Raw genomic sequence first — 16,960 nt, forward strand, 5'->3', positions numbered from 1 at the left:
ACACAACCACAAGGAACTTGCCTATGCCTTTTCTCAAGCTGTGCGGTGCGTTTATGTTGCTGGTTGTACTCACCGGTTGCCAACCTGCACCGGAAAAGGTCAATAAAACAATTCACGCTGAAAACGGCACCTACGCCGCTGATATTTCCGACGACGGAAACTATAGCCTAGTCTCTACAGATGAAACTGGTTTACTGCTGTGGCCACGTTATGCCACCAACGCCAAGTACCAATGGCAGCATAATGAAAACACCGTCTCTCAGATTATAGACGTTGATATTAGCGCCGACGGGGAAGTGGCGGTTGCAGCATCGCGTAAAGAATTCTCCATGTGGGATATTAATAACGGCGAAAATCTGGGGTTCTGGCAAATAGGTTCAGGCGAGATACAAAAGCTGGTGGTCAGTAAAAAAGGTGGAACGGTGGTGCTTGGAAAGCAAGACGGTACACAGGTTGCTTTCAACCCCGCCTCGGGTCGACGTATTGAATTTTATGGGCATACCGAAAGTATTAATGTTCTTGATATTTCGCCCAATGGTTTTTATGTTCTAAGCGGTTCAAACGACCATTCGGCTATACTGTGGGATACCCGGAGCGGGCAAATTGTGCACCGTTGGCCACTGGAAGGGCGGATCACACAGGTTGCTCTGCACCCTGATGGTCACTTCGCGTTTATCTCAGATGCAATCGATAATTCGATTATTCACTCACTACCCGATGGCGAAATTGCCTCAAAACTTAAATTCATAGAGCGCCATAAAATTTTTAGTGCTGCGCGTTTTAGCGCATCCGGTGATTATCTCATTACCGGCTCGCCATCACGTCAAATTGCAATCTGGGACACCTCGACAGGAGAAGAGCTCACGCACTGGCGGGTAGATTTACGCGACGGAGGACGTCCCAGCAACGCTGCGGTGTTAGCCGTCGTCTTTGATGAAAAACAGCAACAGGTCATTAGCGAGAGCTCTGCCGGTCTTGCTGAGTGGTGGAATATTGATTTAACAGGTAGTAAAGAATGACAGTAGAGAAGATAGAAGCACAATTAACTAATCTGGAAATGCAGTTAACATTCCAGGAAGACACTATTGATTCACTAAATAAACTAGTTACTGAGCAGACTCAGCAAATGAGTGAAATGCAAAAGCAAATTCGCTGGTTAGGAAAACGCCTAAAACAAATGCAGGAGAATCAGTCGACTGACTCAGATCCGGCAGACGAACCACCCCCTCCTCATTATTAAAGCGTTGGGTTTACCTTGACCTTAGCAAATCAGGTCAGTATAACAACTGTTCTTATTTAGTTTGCGAGAATGTTATGTCATCAAAGCACCCGATTATTGCCGTTACCGGTTCATCAGGAGCAGGAACAACCACCACAGGTCAGGCCGTACGCCATATCTTTCGTTCGTTAGATGTGAGTGCAGCGTTTGTGGAAGGTGACAGCTTTCATCGCTACTCCCGCCCTGAAATGGACTTGGCTATTCGCAAAGCTCAGGAACAGGGTCGTCATATCAGTTATTTTGGTGCCGAAGCCAACGACTTTGACCGGTTAGAATCGTTATTCCGCTCTTATTCGCAAACCGGCAACGGTAAAGTCCGTCGCTATTTACACAGCTTTGATGATGCGGTTCCTTATAACCAAATGCCCGGTACTTTCACGCCCTGGGAAGAACTGCCTGAAAGTACCGATGCACTTTTCTATGAGGGCTTGCATGGTGGTGTTTGCGGAGACGGCTACGATGTAACTCAATATGTTGATTTATTAATCGGTATGGTGCCCATTGTTAACCTTGAGTGGATCCAGAAATTAATTCGCGATACCTCGGAGCGGGGGCACTCACGTGAAGCGGTTACCACCAGCATTATTCGCGGCATGGAAGATTACATTCACCATATTGTTCCGCAGTTTTCGCGTACTCATATCAACTTCCAGAGAGTACCTACGGTTGATACGTCCAACCCTTTCAGCGCCAAGGATATTCCATCACTGGACGAGAGTTTTGTTGTTATTCGTTTTCGCGGTATTAAGAACGTCGACTTCCCATATTACCTGCAGATGATAGACGGCTCGTTTATGTCACGTACCAGCACCCTAGTTGTGCCCGGTGGGAAAATGGCCTTAGCCATGGAGCTTATTCTGACACCGCTGATTGAACAAATTATGGAAAGGAAAAACCAGGTTCGCCGTCAGGTTGACTGGATATCAAGTAAGTAACTACTCACCAACTAACCAGCGACTGTGAAAGTTGGCACCTTTATCCTGAGCCAGAGTCTTGCACAACACGGGTAACAGATGCTCGCTGTCCTGTACCACGCCATAAGGCGGATTAACCCAGAGAAAGCCACAGCCGTGAAGCCCTTTACGCTCATCATTGGTGCGTATATTCAGCTCCATGATCAGAGTCTTAGGCAGATCCGACAAAGCGCCAACGTCGCGATGAAAAGCCGCCGTTTTCAGCTCATCTTTAATGGGATACCAAACCGCAAAGCTGCCGCTTTTCCAGCGTTTTAAGCCCTGTTCAAGCGCGCTGACCACATCGTCAAACTCCGTGGTGTTTTCAAAAGGCGGGTCAATAAGCACCAAACCGCGCTTTTCAGCCGGGGGAAGTTGCGCACGCACAGCCTGATAACCGTCCATAGGAGCCAGTATTTGCACTTGTTTGTGTCGTCCCAAGGGGGTGTTTTTAAGAGTCTCTGCGTCTTCTTTATGCAGTTCACAAACAACTAACCGGTCATTTTCGCGTAAAAATTCAGAAGTTATGACCGGTGAACCGGGGTAATACCGAAGCTTATCCTGCTCTTCGTTTAATTGACGCACGGTGTTTAAGTATGCGGCGGCTAACGGCTCTTCAGCTGAGTGCTCAGCAAAACGGACAATGCCCTGTTCAGCTTCGGCGGTTCTTACTGCCTGATCGCCTTGCAAGTCGTAGTAACCGATACCGCCATGAGTATCGAGTACAAAGTAGGGCTTTTTCTTTTGCTGAAAATACTCCAGCGCCCGCGCCAACAGCAAGTGCTTAAAAACATCGGCAAAATTGCCGGCATGAAAAATGTGTCGATAATTCAAAGATCAGTCGTCTTGTTGAGGAGATTCAATACGGTAACTGTGGGTAATATTAACCGAAGCTTCCAGCATTTTAGCCACCGAACAGTACTTGTCGGCCGACAGTTTCACCGCACGCTCTACGTGCTTTTCGTTGATATCGGTGCCCACGACCACGAACTCCAGATGAATGTCGGTAAAAACCTTTGGTACTGAATCGGCACGTGTCCCTGACAACTCACAATAGCAGCGCTGAAGGTTCTGCTTAGCTTTTTGCAATATACTGACCACGTCAACTGACGCGCAGCTTCCTGCCGACATTAGCACCATTTCCATAGGACTCGGGGCTTTGCCGGGACTGTCACCATCCATCACCACTTGATGACCACTACCTGAGGTAGCCACAAAAGTCATATCCTCTACCCAGGTGACCTTTGCATTCATGCTATTTGCTGACATTGAAGATCCTTGCTGAACTCAATAAAAGACTACAGTCGGTAACTTTGCAGACGCTCATCGAAAAGGTTTTTTACCAGACCGACAAACTCGTTAATGAAGGCTTCCTGCTGCGGAGTCGGGTGATTATCCAGAACTTTCGATAGCACTTCTTCTAAATCGTAAACGATAGCATCCGTTTCCCGGACAATATCCAGCCGCACAGCCTCATCAAGCTCATTCTGCTCAAACACTGCCATCATGCTTTCTGACAAGCGTTCTTCCATAAAGTCGCGCAAAGTGTAGTCCGCAGTTTTTGCGCTGCTGCTTTGTTCAGTGAAGACCGGTAACTGACCTGTCAGGTACTGGATTAGCTCAATGTATCCGTCTGTTTCAACTATCATCTGTTTCTCTTTGTCACGCGGCCAGGCAACCCATACGTTGCCCAGCCACTAAACTAGCACAGATTGCGATTAAAATTTAAGCCCTGGCGCTAAACTCTCAGGTAAGCTCATGCTGTCAGCTTCCACTGAGGCAACCGGGTAAGCGCAATAATCCGCCGCATAATACGCACTAGCACGGTGATTACCGCTTGCACCGATACCGCCAAAAGGTGCAGCACTGCTGGCACCAGTAATCGGCTTATTCCAATTCACAATACCTGCGCGAATGTGTTTAAAGAAGTAACGATAGGTTTGCTCATCGTCACACAAAACACCGGCAGACAGGCCATAACGTGTGTTGTTCGCTTCTTTAATAGCCGCATCGATATCTTTAAAGCGATACACTTTCAGTAATGGTCCAAAATGTTCTTCGTCCGGTAAATCTTCAACTCCGGTTACATCCACAATACCCGGAGTGACAAACCCTTTCTTCGAGTCAGCCTGCTTCATACGAACTAATGACTTAGCTCCTTTATGTAACAGCTCATTCTGTGCATCGACCATTTCTCCCGCAGCTTTAGCAGAAATCATAGCACCCATGAATGGCTGTGGATCAGCTTCGTAGTCGTCGACCAGAATATTCTCAGTCACTTCAATGAGGCGTTCCAGTACAGCACGACCTTGCTCAGAATCTTCGATGAACAAGCGACGTGCACAAGTGCAGCGCTGACCAGAAGTGATGAAAGCCGATTGCACAATATTGTGTACCGCTGCATCAATATCAGCCACATTAGTCACCAACAATGGGTTATTACCGCCCATTTCCAGTGCCAGAATTTTATCCGGACGACCGCCAAATTGTTTATGTAGCAGGTGACCGGTATTTGATGAGCCGGTGAAATACAGACCATCAATTTGTGGATGCGCTGACAATGCTTTACCGGTTTCCACTTCACCCTGAACCAGGTTAAGAACGCCCGCTGGGATGCCTGCTTTTTCCCATAATTTCACGGTTTCCTGAGCCACCATAGGGGTCAGTTCACTTGGCTTGAACACCACGGTGTTACCCGCAATAAGTGCCGGTACAATGTGCCCGTTAGGCAAATGCCCCGGAAAGTTGTAAGGGCCATAAACAGCGACCACGCCGTGCGGCTTGTGGCGGATAAAGGCTTTTGCACCCGGCATGTCGTTTTCAACGGTACCGGTGCGTTCATGGTAGGCTCGTTCTGAAATAGCCACTTTTCCCATCATAGCGCCCACTTCGGTACGAGTTTCCCAAATAGGTTTGCCGGTTTCTTTGGCCATGGTACGAGCCAGGTGCTCTTTATTTTCTTCCAGCAATTCAGAGAATTTTTGGCAGATAGCCAGGCGTTCTTCAACACTGCGGCCAGACCAATCCGGAAATGCCGCCCGTGCTGCCAAAATGGCTTTTTCAACCTGAGTTTCACTGGCAGCTTCGCCACTCCAGATAACTTCGTTTCGTGCTGGATCAATCGATTTGAACAGCTGGCCTTCACCAGCTTCCCAACAACCGTCTATAAATTGAATACTGTTCGTCATACAAATACTCCTGCTTAGAGTGCAACAATGCGGGCTTCATCGCCGCTTTCTAAATGCATTGCCTGGGCTTGTTCTGTCGTCAATATGAGTTCGTCTGCACCTGCCGGTAAAGACAGTTTGGTCGCACGAAAGTTCTTCAGTTGCGTGTTGCAGACAATGTGAGGAATGCCTTCTTGTTCCGCTGTAGATTCGCTGACAGTTACCGTCACTAAACGACTGTTACGGACACTGTTCAGATTACACACTTCAGCTTCAACCGTTGGCCCTGCGTCAAATATATCGACGAACCCGCGGAAGCGGAAACCTTCAGATTCCAGTAATTTCAGCGCCGGACGGGTATTGTCGTGAACTTTGCCAACAACCGCCTGCGCTTCTTTACTCAGCAAGTTGGTATAAATAGGGAAGCGAGGCATCAGTTCAGAAATAAAGACTTTGTCGCCAATGCCACTTAAATAGTCTGCTTTAGGAAAGTCCATTGAGAAAAAGTTCTCTTCCAGCCAGTTCCAGAATGGCGAATCACCATTTTCATCTGAAACACCGCGCATTTCGGCTATTACCCAGTCGCTGAAACGCTGTTTAAACTGCGCTAAAAACAGCATACGGAAACGAGATAAAGTACGTCCGTTCATATTGTGCCGGTAGGGTTCACGCAAAAATAGAGTGCATAGCTCAGAAACACCTGTGTAGTCATTACACAAGGTTAAGGTTTCCAGCGCATTATAAATATTAAGCTTTTCTGAATGATGCACAACTTTACCCAAACGGTAATGCCAGAAGGCTTCATTCAAACCCACCGCAGCTTCAATACCACTGACACCTGCAATAGTACCGGTTTCGGTATCTTCCATAACAAACAGGTAGCTTTCATCGCCCGGTGTTTCAACGGTGTCTTTAGCGAATGCTTTTTGCGCCGCATTAATGCGGCGCTCCAGCAGCGACTGGTCTACCGGTAAGGAAGTAAAACCATGACCGGATTCAATCGCGCACTGATATAACGCTTCGTAATCTGACGGCTTAATGGGTCTGATTAGCAACATAAAACAGCCTCAGTTATTGACCGACGACCTGAGCAACAGCTTTTTCAAAGCGCTGCAGGCCTTCTTTAATGTCTTCTTCAGAAATAACCAGTGACGGGGTAAAACGCACCACATTAGCACCGGCAATCAGTACCATCACGCCATGCTCCTGACCGGCCAGCAAGAAGTCGCGCGCACGCCCTTCGTACTCTTTATTCATTGCCGCGCCAAGTAATAAGCCCTGACCTCGAATTTCGCTGAACACGTTATATTTTTCGTTAATTGCGGCCAGTTGCTCTTTGAACCACTGCTCACGTTGCTTCACGCCGTCCAGCGTTTCTTTCGTATTCACAACATCAAGTACCGCTTCTGATACAGCACATGCCAGTGGGTTACCGCCGTAAGTACTACCGTGAGTACCAGGTTTAAGATGCTCAGCAATTTCCGTTGTTGTCAGCATAGCGCCAATAGGGAAACCACCGCCTAAAGCCTTGGCTGAAGTCAGAATATCCGGCGTTACGCCCAGCTGTTCATAAGCATAGAGGCTACCGGTACGGCCAAAGCCTGTTTGTACTTCATCAAAAATCAATAACGCGTCGTTTTCATTACACAGTTCACGTACCGCCTTCACGAATTCCACGTCAGGGCTTACTACGCCGCCTTCACCTTGCAATGGCTCCATCATTACCGCGCAAGTTTTGTCGGAAATCAGTTCCTTAAGCGCGTCGATGTTGTTGTAATCCACATGCTCAATAGCACCAGGTTTTGGACCAAAACCGTCAGAGTAGGCTGGCTGGCCACCCACGGTTACGGTAAAGAAGGTGCGTCCGTGGAAACCTTTGGTAAAAGCAATAATTTGTTGCTTATGCTCACCGTGCTTTTCAATTGCCCAGCGACGCGCCAACTTTAATGCCGCTTCGTTGGCTTCAGCACCTGAGTTAGCGTAGTAAACGCGATCAGCAAAGGTGGCTTCGGTTAATTTCTTCGCCAGACGAATTGCCGGTTCGTTGGTAAAAACATTACTTAGATGCCACAACTTCTGGCTCTGTTCCTGTAGGGCTGACACCATCGCTGGGTGGCAATGACCAAGACAGTTCACAGCGATACCACCGGCAAAGTCGACATACTCACGACCTTCTTGATCCCAAACACGAGCACCTTCTCCTTTAACTGGAATCATCGATGCCGGGTTGTAGTTTGGAACCATTACATCATTAAACATTTCACGGTTTACTGTCTTATTGTCTGTCATTACTCTCGTCCTTATCGCCTTAGCGAGTTAACAAAGGTGTCAACAAATTCATCTCTAAAAGTAGCCGGCTATTATGCCAAAATTTGTGCAGTTTGTCTGTGATAATTCGGTTATAAATCCCTAATCCCGAGGGTTTACGCTTTTCTTGCATAAGATACGAATAGTTATGCTAATGCATACTGAAACCATGAATCTTTAGTCATTATTTTTTAGGTCACGAAAATGTTTTCTCCGAATTAACATTTAAGTACGCAGAATTACATTGATCTTTAACTGGTGTTAATTTAGCCTGACTTATTGAATAAATGTTCGGCAACAGAAGACGTTATGGAAAATCAGACTCCGCCCCTGAACGCCTCATCTCAACCACAGTTAAAGCTTACCTACTTACGTCCGGGCGACGTAATTGATGTTGAGTTTTCTTCGGCGACCAAGGTGCGCACCAAGCTTCAGGTTGTGGGCTTTGATACCGGTAACTATTTATTGTTAAAACAGCCGAATCCACGCACTGACGGCAGCTATGCCGATGTGTTATATGAAGGCAACCCGGTTATTGTTCGCTTGGTTTTAGAGGGAGAAGCGGGTGAATGCCTGGCGTTTAAAACAAAGATCCGGGCCGTCTCAAATATCCCGTTCAGGTTGCTGTATCTGGATTATCCGAAAGAAATTGAGAATCGCGCACTACGCGCACAGCGGAGGGTTCGAACACACATTCCAGTCGATGTTACTGCTGACGGCAGCCAGACTAACACTAAAAAGAAATTGGCCAGTGGTGTTATCGTCGATATCTCTTCTGCCGGGTGTCGAATTGTGTTTAAGGCGCAGAACCAGACAGGTAATGTCACTCATATGAATATAAAAATCAGTATTGGCTCGGGTTCTCAGAAAGAGCCTCTGACTCTTTCAGGTCAAATTATGAATCAGCGCAAAGAGCATGGAATGATAAGTGTTGGCGTGCGCTTCACTGACGAGGAAGCGCATATCGGTAAAGTGTTCGAGCATTTATTAATCGACACCGAGTTTGAGTGCTGACCTCTCTATTCCGGCACGACAATTGGCGGGCGTTTTAAGCTCACATTGTGCAAGCGAGCAACAGTTTCTGACGTTATTGAATGCTTATTGAGTAGATGTTTACCCTCTTCCAGACTGGCAAGGTCCACTTCCCGCAGCATTCTGAATTCGCAATAAGCATTAGCTTGGGCTAAGGCTTCCGCGTATTCAGATTCATAGCCTTTGTCTTTCGTTTTGCTTTGCGTAAAAGCCAATAAGTGTTTGCTTACCGGAACACGCTTTAACCCCCAGCCTTCAGCAACCAGATAGCTCACGTCTTTATCCTTTTCCAGCATTAAGTCGCGTAGAAAGCGTTCGTCCGGAGTTAAAGTGACAATAGTATTGTGGCGCTCGGGTGACTTATCGTTAACGCTTTGCATAGCGAATTCGCGCTGCACATCATCAAATAAACGCAAATACAGCTTGGTTAAGGCAATTTTTCCCAGCTCATGGAACATACCAATGGTATAGGCTAGAACCGGATCTCGCAGGTTACGCTCTACCGCAATATTGTGTGCAGCAATAGCCGTACCCAGCGAATGCTCCCAAATTTTGCGGCGGAATAAGGTGAAGGGTTGCGTTGCCGGCGGCAGCCAGTTTTGCATAATATAAGCGGGAGCCAGCAGGCGTAGGTTTTCGGTGCCCACAAAGCTCATGGCCACCCGAAGGTTATCAATTTTCACCTGCTTATTCCGATCAATAAACGGTGGTTGATTGACCGTACGGATTAACCCCGTATGAAACCAGTCCATACCTTGCACAACGGACTCAATCCGGCGCATAGAAGCGGCTTTCATGCTAAGCGTATCGAGCAATTCAGGTAGCTTTTCAGGTAGTGGGATCAAGCGCTCGCGAATGTAGTCACCATCTTCGATGGTTTTCAACGCACGATGATAAATCTCTTCATGCAATTCATCAGAAATACGATCGGCGTACCGTTGGCGCGCCTGCGCTTTACGATCGCGCTCTTCGTAATTGAGACGCTCAACTTCTAAAAGCTTACGTCGCTGTTCATGCTCTTCGTCGTCGGTACCATCTTCTTTTGAGCGAGTTTTACGCGCAAACGGGAAGCTTATCAGATAGTTGATAAAGCGTTTTTCTAAGCGCAGGGCGGGATCATTACTACCGCCTTCTGTGGTACCCGCAAAAAAGTGGAACATGTTACCTCGGTATTATCTGAACTGCGGCAGTATTATGTTGAATAAGCAGAGAAAATACTACTTACTGATTATCGTATATAACGTAAAAAATTCGCTAACAGATTATGTCCTTGTGCTGTCATCACAGACTCGGGATGAAACTGAACACCAAACAGCGGCAAATGCCGGTGCCTTATTGCCATAATCTCGCGCTGACCTTTTTCGGTTTCTGTATCGGCATCAATGACAAAATCTGTTGATAAGCTTTCAGGAGAAACAACAAGGGAATGGTAACGGGTCACTTCTAATGGGTTATTCAGCTGTCGGAAAAGTCCTTCGCCGGAGTGTTTAATCACACTGGTTTTTCCATGCATAACTTTTTCTGCCCGAACAACGTTTGCACCAAAAACCTGTGCCAATGCCTGATGACCAAGACACACACCTAATATTGGCAGCTTAGTCTGAAAGTGCTCAATAGCAGCTAAAGATATTCCCGACTCGTTGGGAGTACAGGGGCCAGGTGATATAACAAGTGCTTGCGGTGCTATCTGCTCTATGTCGGTAAGGGTTAATTCATTATTCCTGAAAACACTAACGTCTTCGCCTAATTCCCGAAAGTAGCGTGCAAGGTTGTGAGTAAATGAATCAAAGTTATCAATTAAAACAATCATACTGCTAGGACAGCCGCTCGCTTAGCCAGTCTTTAAAATGGACTGGCCGGGCGAAGTAGAACCCCTGCAATAAATCAGCGCCATTTTCTTTCAGTAATTTAACCTGAGTTTCAGTTTCTACGCCTTCTGCTACCGAGGAAACCGATAGAGATTTAGTCATATTCAGCATAGCCAGCAGCAGCCCCATATGTTTGTCATTCACCTCTGCGAGCTGAACAAACTCCCGGTCTATCTTTAGCTCGCCTATTGGCAGTTGCTGAATGCGCATGAAATTAGAATACCCAGTCCCAAAGTCATCAATAGAAAATACGACGCCGAGCCCGGCAAGCCGCGACATTGTTTGCTCGACTATTTCAGGGTCAGCTAACAGTAAGTTTTCAGTAATTTCAATGGTCAGTTGATTCAGCGGTGCATTTTGTTCGGCAAATATTCTTTGTACCGTCTCGACATAGTCGTCTTGTAAAAACTCAATTGGACTGACATTCACCGCTATACGATCATTAAGCCCTTTATCGCTCAGCTGCCGCACAACGAAAGCGACCTGACTCAACAATTCTTTAGCCATAGGAATAATCAGCTTAAAACGCTCCGCAATTGGAATAAATTGATCTGGAGGAATGATCTCTCCGGCTTCGTTGCGCCAACGCATTAGAGCCTCTGCACCATGAACAACACCGTTGGTATCCACTTTAGACTGCAACCAGCATTCGAACTGCCCTTTACCCAAAGACGCTCGTAAGGCCACTTCGGTTTCGGCATCGGTTACAACCGAGTTAGATATTTCAGCTCGGTGTACCGCAACTTTATCCCGGCCGCTATGTCGTGCATTAGACGTTGCCGTATCGGCCTGTGACAGCAGTCCGGAAGCATTTTCATCACCTCCACTTAAACTGACACCGACACTTGCGGTGAGATAATGCGTCTGGAATGCCGTTTTAAACGGCTCGCGCAGTACGCCGTGCAGCTTATCAATAATAGCCAGACTGGTTTCGGTAGAGTCCTGCATAACCCCCACCCAAAATCTGTCACCAAGATCTCTCGCTATCCAGCCCGAATCGCCAATAGTTTTTCTCATTCGCTGTGCAATTAACTGAATAACACGATCACCTTCCTCGTGTCCGTGAATTGTATTAACGCGATTAAAGTAGTCAATATTAACGGCTGCGACAGCAATGGGTAACTGACTTTCAATACGTTTCTCAACCAGATCAAGAAAACGATGACGATTTGGCAACCCCGTTTGCTCATCGAAGTTTGCTAAATATTCAAGCTTACGGGCATTTTCTTTTTGCTCGGTAATATCCCGTATAATGCCAACATATTGCGTTTCACCAGAATGCGTTATCTCGGTTACCGCCAAATCGATAGGAAACACTTCTCCAGTTTTGCGCTTAGCCTGAACTTCGCGGCCAATACCAATAATGCGGGCGCGGCCTGTTTTTTGATAAGCACTAATATAACGGTCATGTTCACGGGCATAGGGTTCAGGCATTAACACGCTAACATTTTTACCCTTCACTTCAGCGGCGCTGTAACCGAACATGCGTTCAGCCGGCACACTAAAGTTAATAATCATGCCGTTATTGTCGATGGTAATAACTGCATCCAGTAAATTGTCCAGTGTGCTGCGTAAGGTGTTGGCTTGCTCTTGCAACTGCTGCAAACGGTACTTTTTAACCGTAATATCCTGAATGGCACCAAACAGTGCCATGTCACCATTTTTCAGCGTTCGGGTAATGCCCGTAATAGCAACCCAGTGAATTATTCCGCTTCTGTCTTTAAGACAGCTTTCTGCCGACCAGCTATGGTGATTTTGAAAGCTTTGCTCGACCAGGTGCTCAATATTTTCACGGTATTCAGGAAGGTGAAACGCCATTGCCTGTTCATAAGTAATGGGTTCATCCTGGGCTACACCATGAATTTCTCGTAACTGAGGGCTCCAATATAAATCTCCGGACGCGGGTTCATACCAAAAGCTGCCAATGTTAGCCATGGTTTCAACACTGGTTAGCAACTCCTTTTCGCGCTGTTCCGGAGATTTATCCACCATAGTTAAATTTATCCCGGGTAAGGTACAAAACCTACCGCTTTATAAACATCTGACAAAGTTTTTGCTGAGGCTTCACGTGCCTTATCAGCGCCTTGTTTCATAACCTGTTGCAAAAATGCCTGATCATTACGCATTGCGTGATACCTCTGCTGTATCGGTTCCAGCATGGCAACCACAGATTCCGCCACATCCACCTTTAGATGCCCGTACATTTTGTCTTCGTACTCAGGTACCAGCTCGTCTATCGACTTACCTGTGGCAGCTGACATAATGCTAAGCAAATTCGAGACGCCCGGCTTTTCTTCCTGATTAAAGTAAATGCGCGCCTGCTCATCAGAGTCGGTAACGGCTTTCTTAATTTTCTTCAGAATCTTCTTCGGCTCTTCCAGCAAGCCGACAAAATTATTTGGATTATCGTCCGACTTTGACATTTTCTTAGTCGGTTCCTGCAGTGACATCACCCGCGCACCGACTTTTGGAATCATTGGTTCCGGAATCGTAAAAATATCGCCATACAAGTTATTAAAACGCTCAGCAACATTACGCGTCATTTCCAGGTGCTGCTTCTGGTCATCGCCCACCGGCACTTCATTCGCCTGGTACAACAGAATGTCTGCCGCCATTAACGCCGGATAAGTGAACAAACCCGCATTAATATTACTAGCGTGACGCTGAGACTTATCCTTAAACTGCGTCATGCGGTTTAGCTCGCCCATTTGCGTGTAGCAGTTAAGCACCCAGGCTAATTGAGAATGTTCCGGCACATGCGACTGAATAAACACCGTACTTTTTGCCGGGTCAAGGCCACAAGCCAGGTACAAAGCCAGTCCATCAAGAGTTGCTTGCTGCAGTTTCTCGGCGTCCTGGCGTACAGTAATGGCGTGCTGATCAACCAACATAAACTTACAGTCGTGAGTGTCCTGCATCTTAACCCACTGACGTAATGCGCCAATATAATTACCAATAGACAACTGTCCCGACGGCTGACAACCACTTAACACAATTGGTTTCGACATTACTGTTTCCTCTAAGAACCTGTTACCGCAGCGATTTCATCGCGCATTGTCTGGATGACACTGGCGTAATCATCCGCATTAAAAATAGCTGAACCAGCAACGAACATGTCCGCGCCAGCTTCTGCAATTTCACCAATATTTGAAACCTTAACACCACCATCCACTTCCAGGCGTATGTCGCGCCCACTTGCTTTAATTCGTTTACGCACCGCTCTGAGCTTATCAAGCGTTGACGGAATAAAAGACTGCCCGCCAAAACCCGGATTAACCGACATCAGTAAAATGACATCCACTTTATCCATAACATGATCAAGGTAATGCAGCGGTGTTGCAGGGTTTAACACTAAACCCGCCTGGCAACCCTGTTCGTGAATAAGCTGTAAAGTCCGGTCAACATGGTCGGATGCTTCCGGGTGGAAAGTAATGATAGAAGCCCCGGCTTCGGCAAAGTCTGGAATAATACGGTCAACAGGCTTAACCATTAAATGCACGTCAATTGGCGCTTCAATTCCGTAATCACGTAACGCTTTGCATACCATAGGACCTATCGTCAGGTTAGGCACGTAGTGGTTATCCATTACGTCAAAATGCACGACATCGGCACCAGCGTTCAATACCGCGTCAACTTCCTCACCTAACCGCGCGAAGTCCGCGGACAGTATCGACGGTGCAATTAGTGGTTTCATTGTTCGTTTTCCTGACCTATTTCAAAATGATGCTTATTGTAGCAGTTAACCCATGACAAAAAAATTCGCAATGATGACTAGAATTTTTACAAAATCGCTGATAAATTAGTCAATCAAGACTTGAGAGGGACTTTCATGCGATTACTAACAATAATAACATCACTAGCATTAGCTGCGTTTACTGCGCTTGCTATCGTGAGTCCTTCCTCGCTCGTTGCTCAGCAAAACCCCACTCAGCGCTGCCAGCAGCTTGTCACTGAAATAGAACCCAGTAACACCTCTGTTGAGTGTCAGTTAGCTGCCGAGCAAGTGACATGGTTTAGCTGGTTAAAAGGCGACAGCCGGTCCGTACAATTTCACTTCTTCGACTTGATTGAGTTAATCTCGAGTTCAAGCGACAGCAACAAAAAACATTATCAAAACGAATACACTGATTAATGTCTGAATCTACCGAAAATAAAACCTCTAAACCAGGAATTTTTAGTATGGTTATGAGTGTGTTGGCGGCATTTTTAGGTGTGCAAACAGAAAAAAACCGCCAACGAGACTTCCAGCATGGTAGTCCGAAAGCCTACATCATCATTGGCGTTATTCTTACCATTCTATTCGTCTTTGGTTTAATTGGTCTCGTCAACTTGGTTATGGCTATCGCAGCCTGATGTGAACATCAGGCTGTTATGCCGCTATGACGTAACAAAGCTTCGGCATTCGGTTCGCGACCACGAAATTCCTGGAATAAATCTGCGGCTTTACGGCTGCCACCACGTTCCAGAATGACATGTAAAAAGTCGCGCCCGATTGTAGCGTTAAATATGCCCTCTTCTTCAAAGCGCGCAAACGCATCAGACGACAGCACTTCAGCCCATTTGTAACTGTAATAACCTGCCGCATAGCCGCCAGCAAAGATATGACCAAAGCTATGCTGAAAACGGTTGTACCCCGGTGGAATACGTACCGAAGTTTGCTGACGCACTTCACTCAGAATTTCACTAATACGCGCACCCGTGTTTTCGTCAAACTCGTGGTGAATGCGCATATCAAACAGCGAGAACTCCAATTGACGCATCATTTGCATAGCCGACTGATAATTGCGCGCAGCCAGCATTTTTTCCAGAAGCTCCTGCGGCAGCGGTTCACCGGTTTCATAGTGTCCGGATATTAATGCCAGCGCTTCCGGTTCCCAGCACCAGTTTTCCAGGAATTGACTGGGCAGCTCAACAGCGTCCCATTCAACACCGTTAATACCAGACAAACCAGCGGTATCGACCTGAGTTAACATGTGGTGCAAGCCATGACCGAATTCATGGAATAATGTCAGCACTTCATCGTGAGTAAAGAGTGCAGGCTTACCACCCACCGGCTTGCTAAAATTACAGGTTAAAAAGGCCACCGGGTTTTGCAATTCGCCATCGGCGTGCACTCTGCGGCCGACAAAATCCGCCATCCAGGCGCCTCCTCGCTTGCCTGAACGCGCGTAGAGATCCAGGTAGAAGCTGCCACGCAAATGTCCGTCGGCATCGTGAATGCGGAAGAAACGCACATTCTCATGCCAGGTTTTTACGTCTTTTTGCTCGCTAACCGTCATGCCAAACAGGCGCTTAACCACCTCAAACAAACCGTTTAGCACTTGTTGCTCAGGAAAGTAGGGGCGTAATAATTCATCGGAAATAGAGTAGCGCTGCTGCTTTAACTGCTCACTAAAGTAAGGAACATCCCAGGCTTCCATTTTCTCCACGCCTTGCTCTGCCGCAAAGGTTTCAATTTCAGCATACTCGGCTTTCGCCTGTGCTTTAGACTTATTGGCAAGCTCCTGCACAAAACCTAATACCTGCTCCGGCGACTCAGCCATTTTCGTCGCCAGTGACATTTCAGCAAAGTCGTTAAAACCTAACAGCTCCGACATTTCATGACGCAAAGCCAAAGTTTCGTTCATAACCTCAGAGTTATCGAACTCCCCGCCATTAGGTCCAGTTTCCGACGCGCGGGTCACAAAAGCCTGGTACATTTCTTTACGCAGCTCCCGGTCTTCGGCGTACAACATGACCGGCAGATAACTTGGAATATCTAAAGTGAACAACCAGCCTTCTTTTTCCTGGTCTGCTGCGGTTTCTTTTGCAGCTTCTTTGATGCTTTCCGGCAAGCCAGCCAGGCGGCTTTCATCGGTAATCAGGCAAGTCCATGCGTGGGTGGCATCCAGCAAGTTGTTGCTGAAGGTTGAAGACAAGTCAGACAGCCGCGATGAAATTTCAGCATAACGTTTCTTTTTGTCTTCGGGTAAATCCACACCCGACAAACGAAAATCACGTAGGGTGTCGTTAATGAGTTTTTGCTGGGCTTCGGTCAAACTGTCGAACTCGTCACTTTCACGCAGTGCCTGATAAGCGTCAAACAAGCCTTTGTGCTGTCCTACATAGGTTGCGTAGTCCGACAACAATGGCAGGCAACTGTCATGCGCTTCACGCAGTTCAGGCGTGCTTTACGGAGTTCAAATGCGATACCGGTGCCCAGACATGCTCAAGCTTTTCATCCGCATCGGTCAAAGGTTCAATCAAACCATTCCAGCTAAAATCACCATGTTCCAGTACTTCATCAATGGTTTTTCGAGCGTGCTGTATGCACTCTTCAACAGCGGGTTGTATATGTTCGGGTTTAATTTGCTC

Annotated in this window: 17 protein-coding genes and 1 pseudogene; 6 read left to right on the forward strand and 12 right to left on the reverse strand. The window is 46.9% G+C overall.

The genetic code is table 11. The features are described 5' to 3' along the window. The first annotated feature begins 23 nt into the window (after window positions 1-23). The 3 genes from RJ32_RS12270 to RJ32_RS12280 all read left to right on the forward strand — a co-directional run bounded on the left by RJ32_RS12270 (window position 24) and on the right by RJ32_RS12280 (window position 2,214). Complete coding sequence (locus tag RJ32_RS12270; RefSeq protein WP_034822603.1) at window positions 24-1,019, forward strand: WD40 repeat domain-containing protein; 996 nt, start codon at window positions 24-26, stop codon at window positions 1,017-1,019. Then, on the forward strand, window positions 1,016-1,240 hold the full coding sequence (locus RJ32_RS12275; RefSeq protein WP_011235537.1) for a SlyX family protein: 225 nt from the start codon (window positions 1,016-1,018) through the stop codon (window positions 1,238-1,240). Before RJ32_RS12270 ends, RJ32_RS12275 begins: the two co-directional genes overlap by 4 nt. Window positions 1,241-1,314: 74 nt before the next feature. Beyond that, window positions 1,315-2,214, forward strand: a complete 900-nt coding sequence (locus RJ32_RS12280; protein ID WP_011235538.1) for a phosphoribulokinase — start codon at window positions 1,315-1,317, stop codon at window positions 2,212-2,214. On the opposite strand, the gene RJ32_RS12285 is transcribed toward RJ32_RS12280, so the two are convergent. From RJ32_RS12285 to RJ32_RS12310, 6 genes are all read right to left on the reverse strand, one after another. Beyond that, the gene (locus RJ32_RS12285) at window positions 2,215-3,066 is read right to left on the reverse strand and encodes a 23S rRNA (adenine(2030)-N(6))-methyltransferase RlmJ (RefSeq protein WP_034822605.1); all 852 of its coding nucleotides are present in this window, start codon (window positions 3,064-3,066) and stop codon (window positions 2,215-2,217) included. A gap of 3 nt (window positions 3,067-3,069) precedes the next feature. After that, complete coding sequence (locus RJ32_RS12290; protein ID WP_034822607.1) at window positions 3,070-3,501, reverse strand: OsmC family protein; 432 nt, start codon at window positions 3,499-3,501, stop codon at window positions 3,070-3,072. Window positions 3,502-3,530: 29 nt separating this feature from the next. After that, window positions 3,531-3,881 (reverse strand): DUF3802 family protein, encoded by a 351-nt coding sequence (locus RJ32_RS12295; RefSeq protein ID WP_034822609.1) that lies wholly within the window; start codon window positions 3,879-3,881, stop codon window positions 3,531-3,533. Between the two features lie 69 nt (window positions 3,882-3,950). Further along, a complete protein-coding gene (astD, locus tag RJ32_RS12300) occupies window positions 3,951-5,420 on the reverse strand; it encodes a succinylglutamate-semialdehyde dehydrogenase (RefSeq protein ID WP_034822611.1) in 1,470 nt (489 codons plus the stop codon). Window positions 5,421-5,434: 14 nt separating this feature from the next. Continuing rightward, window positions 5,435-6,457 carry an arginine N-succinyltransferase gene (astA, locus tag RJ32_RS12305; protein ID WP_034822613.1) on the reverse strand — a complete coding sequence of 341 codons (1,023 nt, stop codon included), beginning with the start codon at window positions 6,455-6,457 and terminating at the stop codon, window positions 5,435-5,437. 13 nt (window positions 6,458-6,470) lie between these two features. Then, on the reverse strand, window positions 6,471-7,688 hold the full coding sequence (locus tag RJ32_RS12310) for an aspartate aminotransferase family protein (RefSeq protein ID WP_034822616.1): 1,218 nt from the start codon (window positions 7,686-7,688) through the stop codon (window positions 6,471-6,473). A gap of 327 nt (window positions 7,689-8,015) precedes the next feature. Here RJ32_RS12310 and RJ32_RS12315 point away from each other — a divergent pair, with 327 nt between their 5' ends. After that, window positions 8,016-8,720 carry a flagellar brake protein gene (locus RJ32_RS12315; RefSeq protein ID WP_034822618.1) on the forward strand — a complete coding sequence of 235 codons (705 nt, stop codon included), beginning with the start codon at window positions 8,016-8,018 and terminating at the stop codon, window positions 8,718-8,720. Window positions 8,721-8,725: 5 nt separating this feature from the next. Here RJ32_RS12315 and RJ32_RS12320 read toward each other — a convergent pair whose 3' ends face one another. The 5 genes from RJ32_RS12320 to rpe form a co-directional block, all read right to left on the reverse strand. Beyond that, complete coding sequence (locus RJ32_RS12320; protein ID WP_011235546.1) at window positions 8,726-9,898, reverse strand: HDOD domain-containing protein; 1,173 nt, start codon at window positions 9,896-9,898, stop codon at window positions 8,726-8,728. Window positions 9,899-9,966: 68 nt separating this feature from the next. Continuing rightward, complete coding sequence (locus RJ32_RS12325) at window positions 9,967-10,548, reverse strand: aminodeoxychorismate/anthranilate synthase component II (protein WP_034822620.1); 582 nt, start codon at window positions 10,546-10,548, stop codon at window positions 9,967-9,969. A 4-nt stretch (window positions 10,549-10,552) separates the two neighbouring features. Beyond that, on the reverse strand, window positions 10,553-12,598 hold the full coding sequence (locus RJ32_RS12330; RefSeq protein WP_034822622.1) for a bifunctional diguanylate cyclase/phosphodiesterase: 2,046 nt from the start codon (window positions 12,596-12,598) through the stop codon (window positions 10,553-10,555). 8 nt (window positions 12,599-12,606) lie between these two features. Then, a complete protein-coding gene (gene trpS, locus RJ32_RS12335; protein WP_034822624.1) occupies window positions 12,607-13,614 on the reverse strand; it encodes a tryptophan--tRNA ligase in 1,008 nt (335 codons plus the stop codon). 11 nt (window positions 13,615-13,625) lie between these two features. Continuing rightward, window positions 13,626-14,300, reverse strand: a complete 675-nt coding sequence (gene rpe, locus RJ32_RS12340) for a ribulose-phosphate 3-epimerase (RefSeq protein ID WP_034822626.1) — start codon at window positions 14,298-14,300, stop codon at window positions 13,626-13,628. 135 nt (window positions 14,301-14,435) lie between these two features. On the opposite strand from rpe, the gene RJ32_RS12345 reads away from it, so the two are divergent. Next, window positions 14,436-14,738, forward strand: a complete 303-nt coding sequence (locus RJ32_RS12345) for a hypothetical protein (RefSeq protein WP_034822628.1) — start codon at window positions 14,436-14,438, stop codon at window positions 14,736-14,738. Then, the gene (locus RJ32_RS12350) at window positions 14,738-14,959 is read left to right on the forward strand and encodes a DUF2970 domain-containing protein (RefSeq protein WP_034822630.1); all 222 of its coding nucleotides are present in this window, start codon (window positions 14,738-14,740) and stop codon (window positions 14,957-14,959) included. The genes RJ32_RS12345 and RJ32_RS12350 overlap by 1 nt, the downstream gene beginning before the upstream one ends. Before the next feature lie 8 nt (window positions 14,960-14,967). Here the strand turns inward: RJ32_RS12350 and prlC are convergent. After that, window positions 14,968-16,960, reverse strand: a pseudogene (gene prlC, locus RJ32_RS12355) (oligopeptidase A); the annotation flags it as partial.

Origin of the sequence: Idiomarina sp. 28-8 (genome assembly GCF_000320945.2) — a bacterium.
GTDB classification, from domain to species: domain Bacteria; phylum Pseudomonadota; class Gammaproteobacteria; order Enterobacterales; family Alteromonadaceae; genus Idiomarina; species Idiomarina loihiensis.

What these genes read in the sequence shown, in the direction of transcription:
- RJ32_RS12295 (WP_034822609.1), bottom strand. Translation starts at nt 3,881, where the DNA reads ATGATAGTTGAAACAGACGGATACATTGAGCTAATCCAGTACCTGACA.
- RJ32_RS12325 (WP_034822620.1), bottom strand. Translation starts at nt 10,548, where the DNA reads ATGATTGTTTTAATTGATAACTTTGATTCATTTACTCACAACCTTGCA.
- RJ32_RS12310 (WP_034822616.1), bottom strand. Translation starts at nt 7,688, where the DNA reads ATGACAGACAATAAGACAGTAAACCGTGAAATGTTTAATGATGTAATG.
- RJ32_RS12290 (WP_034822607.1), bottom strand. Translation starts at nt 3,501, where the DNA reads ATGTCAGCAAATAGCATGAATGCAAAGGTCACCTGGGTAGAGGATATG.
- astD (WP_034822611.1), bottom strand. Translation starts at nt 5,420, where the DNA reads ATGACGAACAGTATTCAATTTATAGACGGTTGTTGGGAAGCTGGTGAA.
- astA (WP_034822613.1), bottom strand. Translation starts at nt 6,457, where the DNA reads ATGTTGCTAATCAGACCCATTAAGCCGTCAGATTACGAAGCGTTATAT.
- rpe (WP_034822626.1), bottom strand. Translation starts at nt 14,300, where the DNA reads ATGAAACCACTAATTGCACCGTCGATACTGTCCGCGGACTTCGCGCGG.
- RJ32_RS12330 (WP_034822622.1), bottom strand. Translation starts at nt 12,598, where the DNA reads ATGGTGGATAAATCTCCGGAACAGCGCGAAAAGGAGTTGCTAACCAGT.
- RJ32_RS12280 (WP_011235538.1), top strand. Translation starts at nt 1,315, where the DNA reads ATGTCATCAAAGCACCCGATTATTGCCGTTACCGGTTCATCAGGAGCA.
- trpS (WP_034822624.1), bottom strand. Translation starts at nt 13,614, where the DNA reads ATGTCGAAACCAATTGTGTTAAGTGGTTGTCAGCCGTCGGGACAGTTG.
- RJ32_RS12270 (WP_034822603.1), top strand. Translation starts at nt 24, where the DNA reads ATGCCTTTTCTCAAGCTGTGCGGTGCGTTTATGTTGCTGGTTGTACTC.
- RJ32_RS12345 (WP_034822628.1), top strand. Translation starts at nt 14,436, where the DNA reads ATGCGATTACTAACAATAATAACATCACTAGCATTAGCTGCGTTTACT.
- RJ32_RS12320 (WP_011235546.1), bottom strand. Translation starts at nt 9,898, where the DNA reads ATGTTCCACTTTTTTGCGGGTACCACAGAAGGCGGTAGTAATGATCCC.
- RJ32_RS12275 (WP_011235537.1), top strand. Translation starts at nt 1,016, where the DNA reads ATGACAGTAGAGAAGATAGAAGCACAATTAACTAATCTGGAAATGCAG.
- RJ32_RS12350 (WP_034822630.1), top strand. Translation starts at nt 14,738, where the DNA reads ATGTCTGAATCTACCGAAAATAAAACCTCTAAACCAGGAATTTTTAGT.
- RJ32_RS12315 (WP_034822618.1), top strand. Translation starts at nt 8,016, where the DNA reads ATGGAAAATCAGACTCCGCCCCTGAACGCCTCATCTCAACCACAGTTA.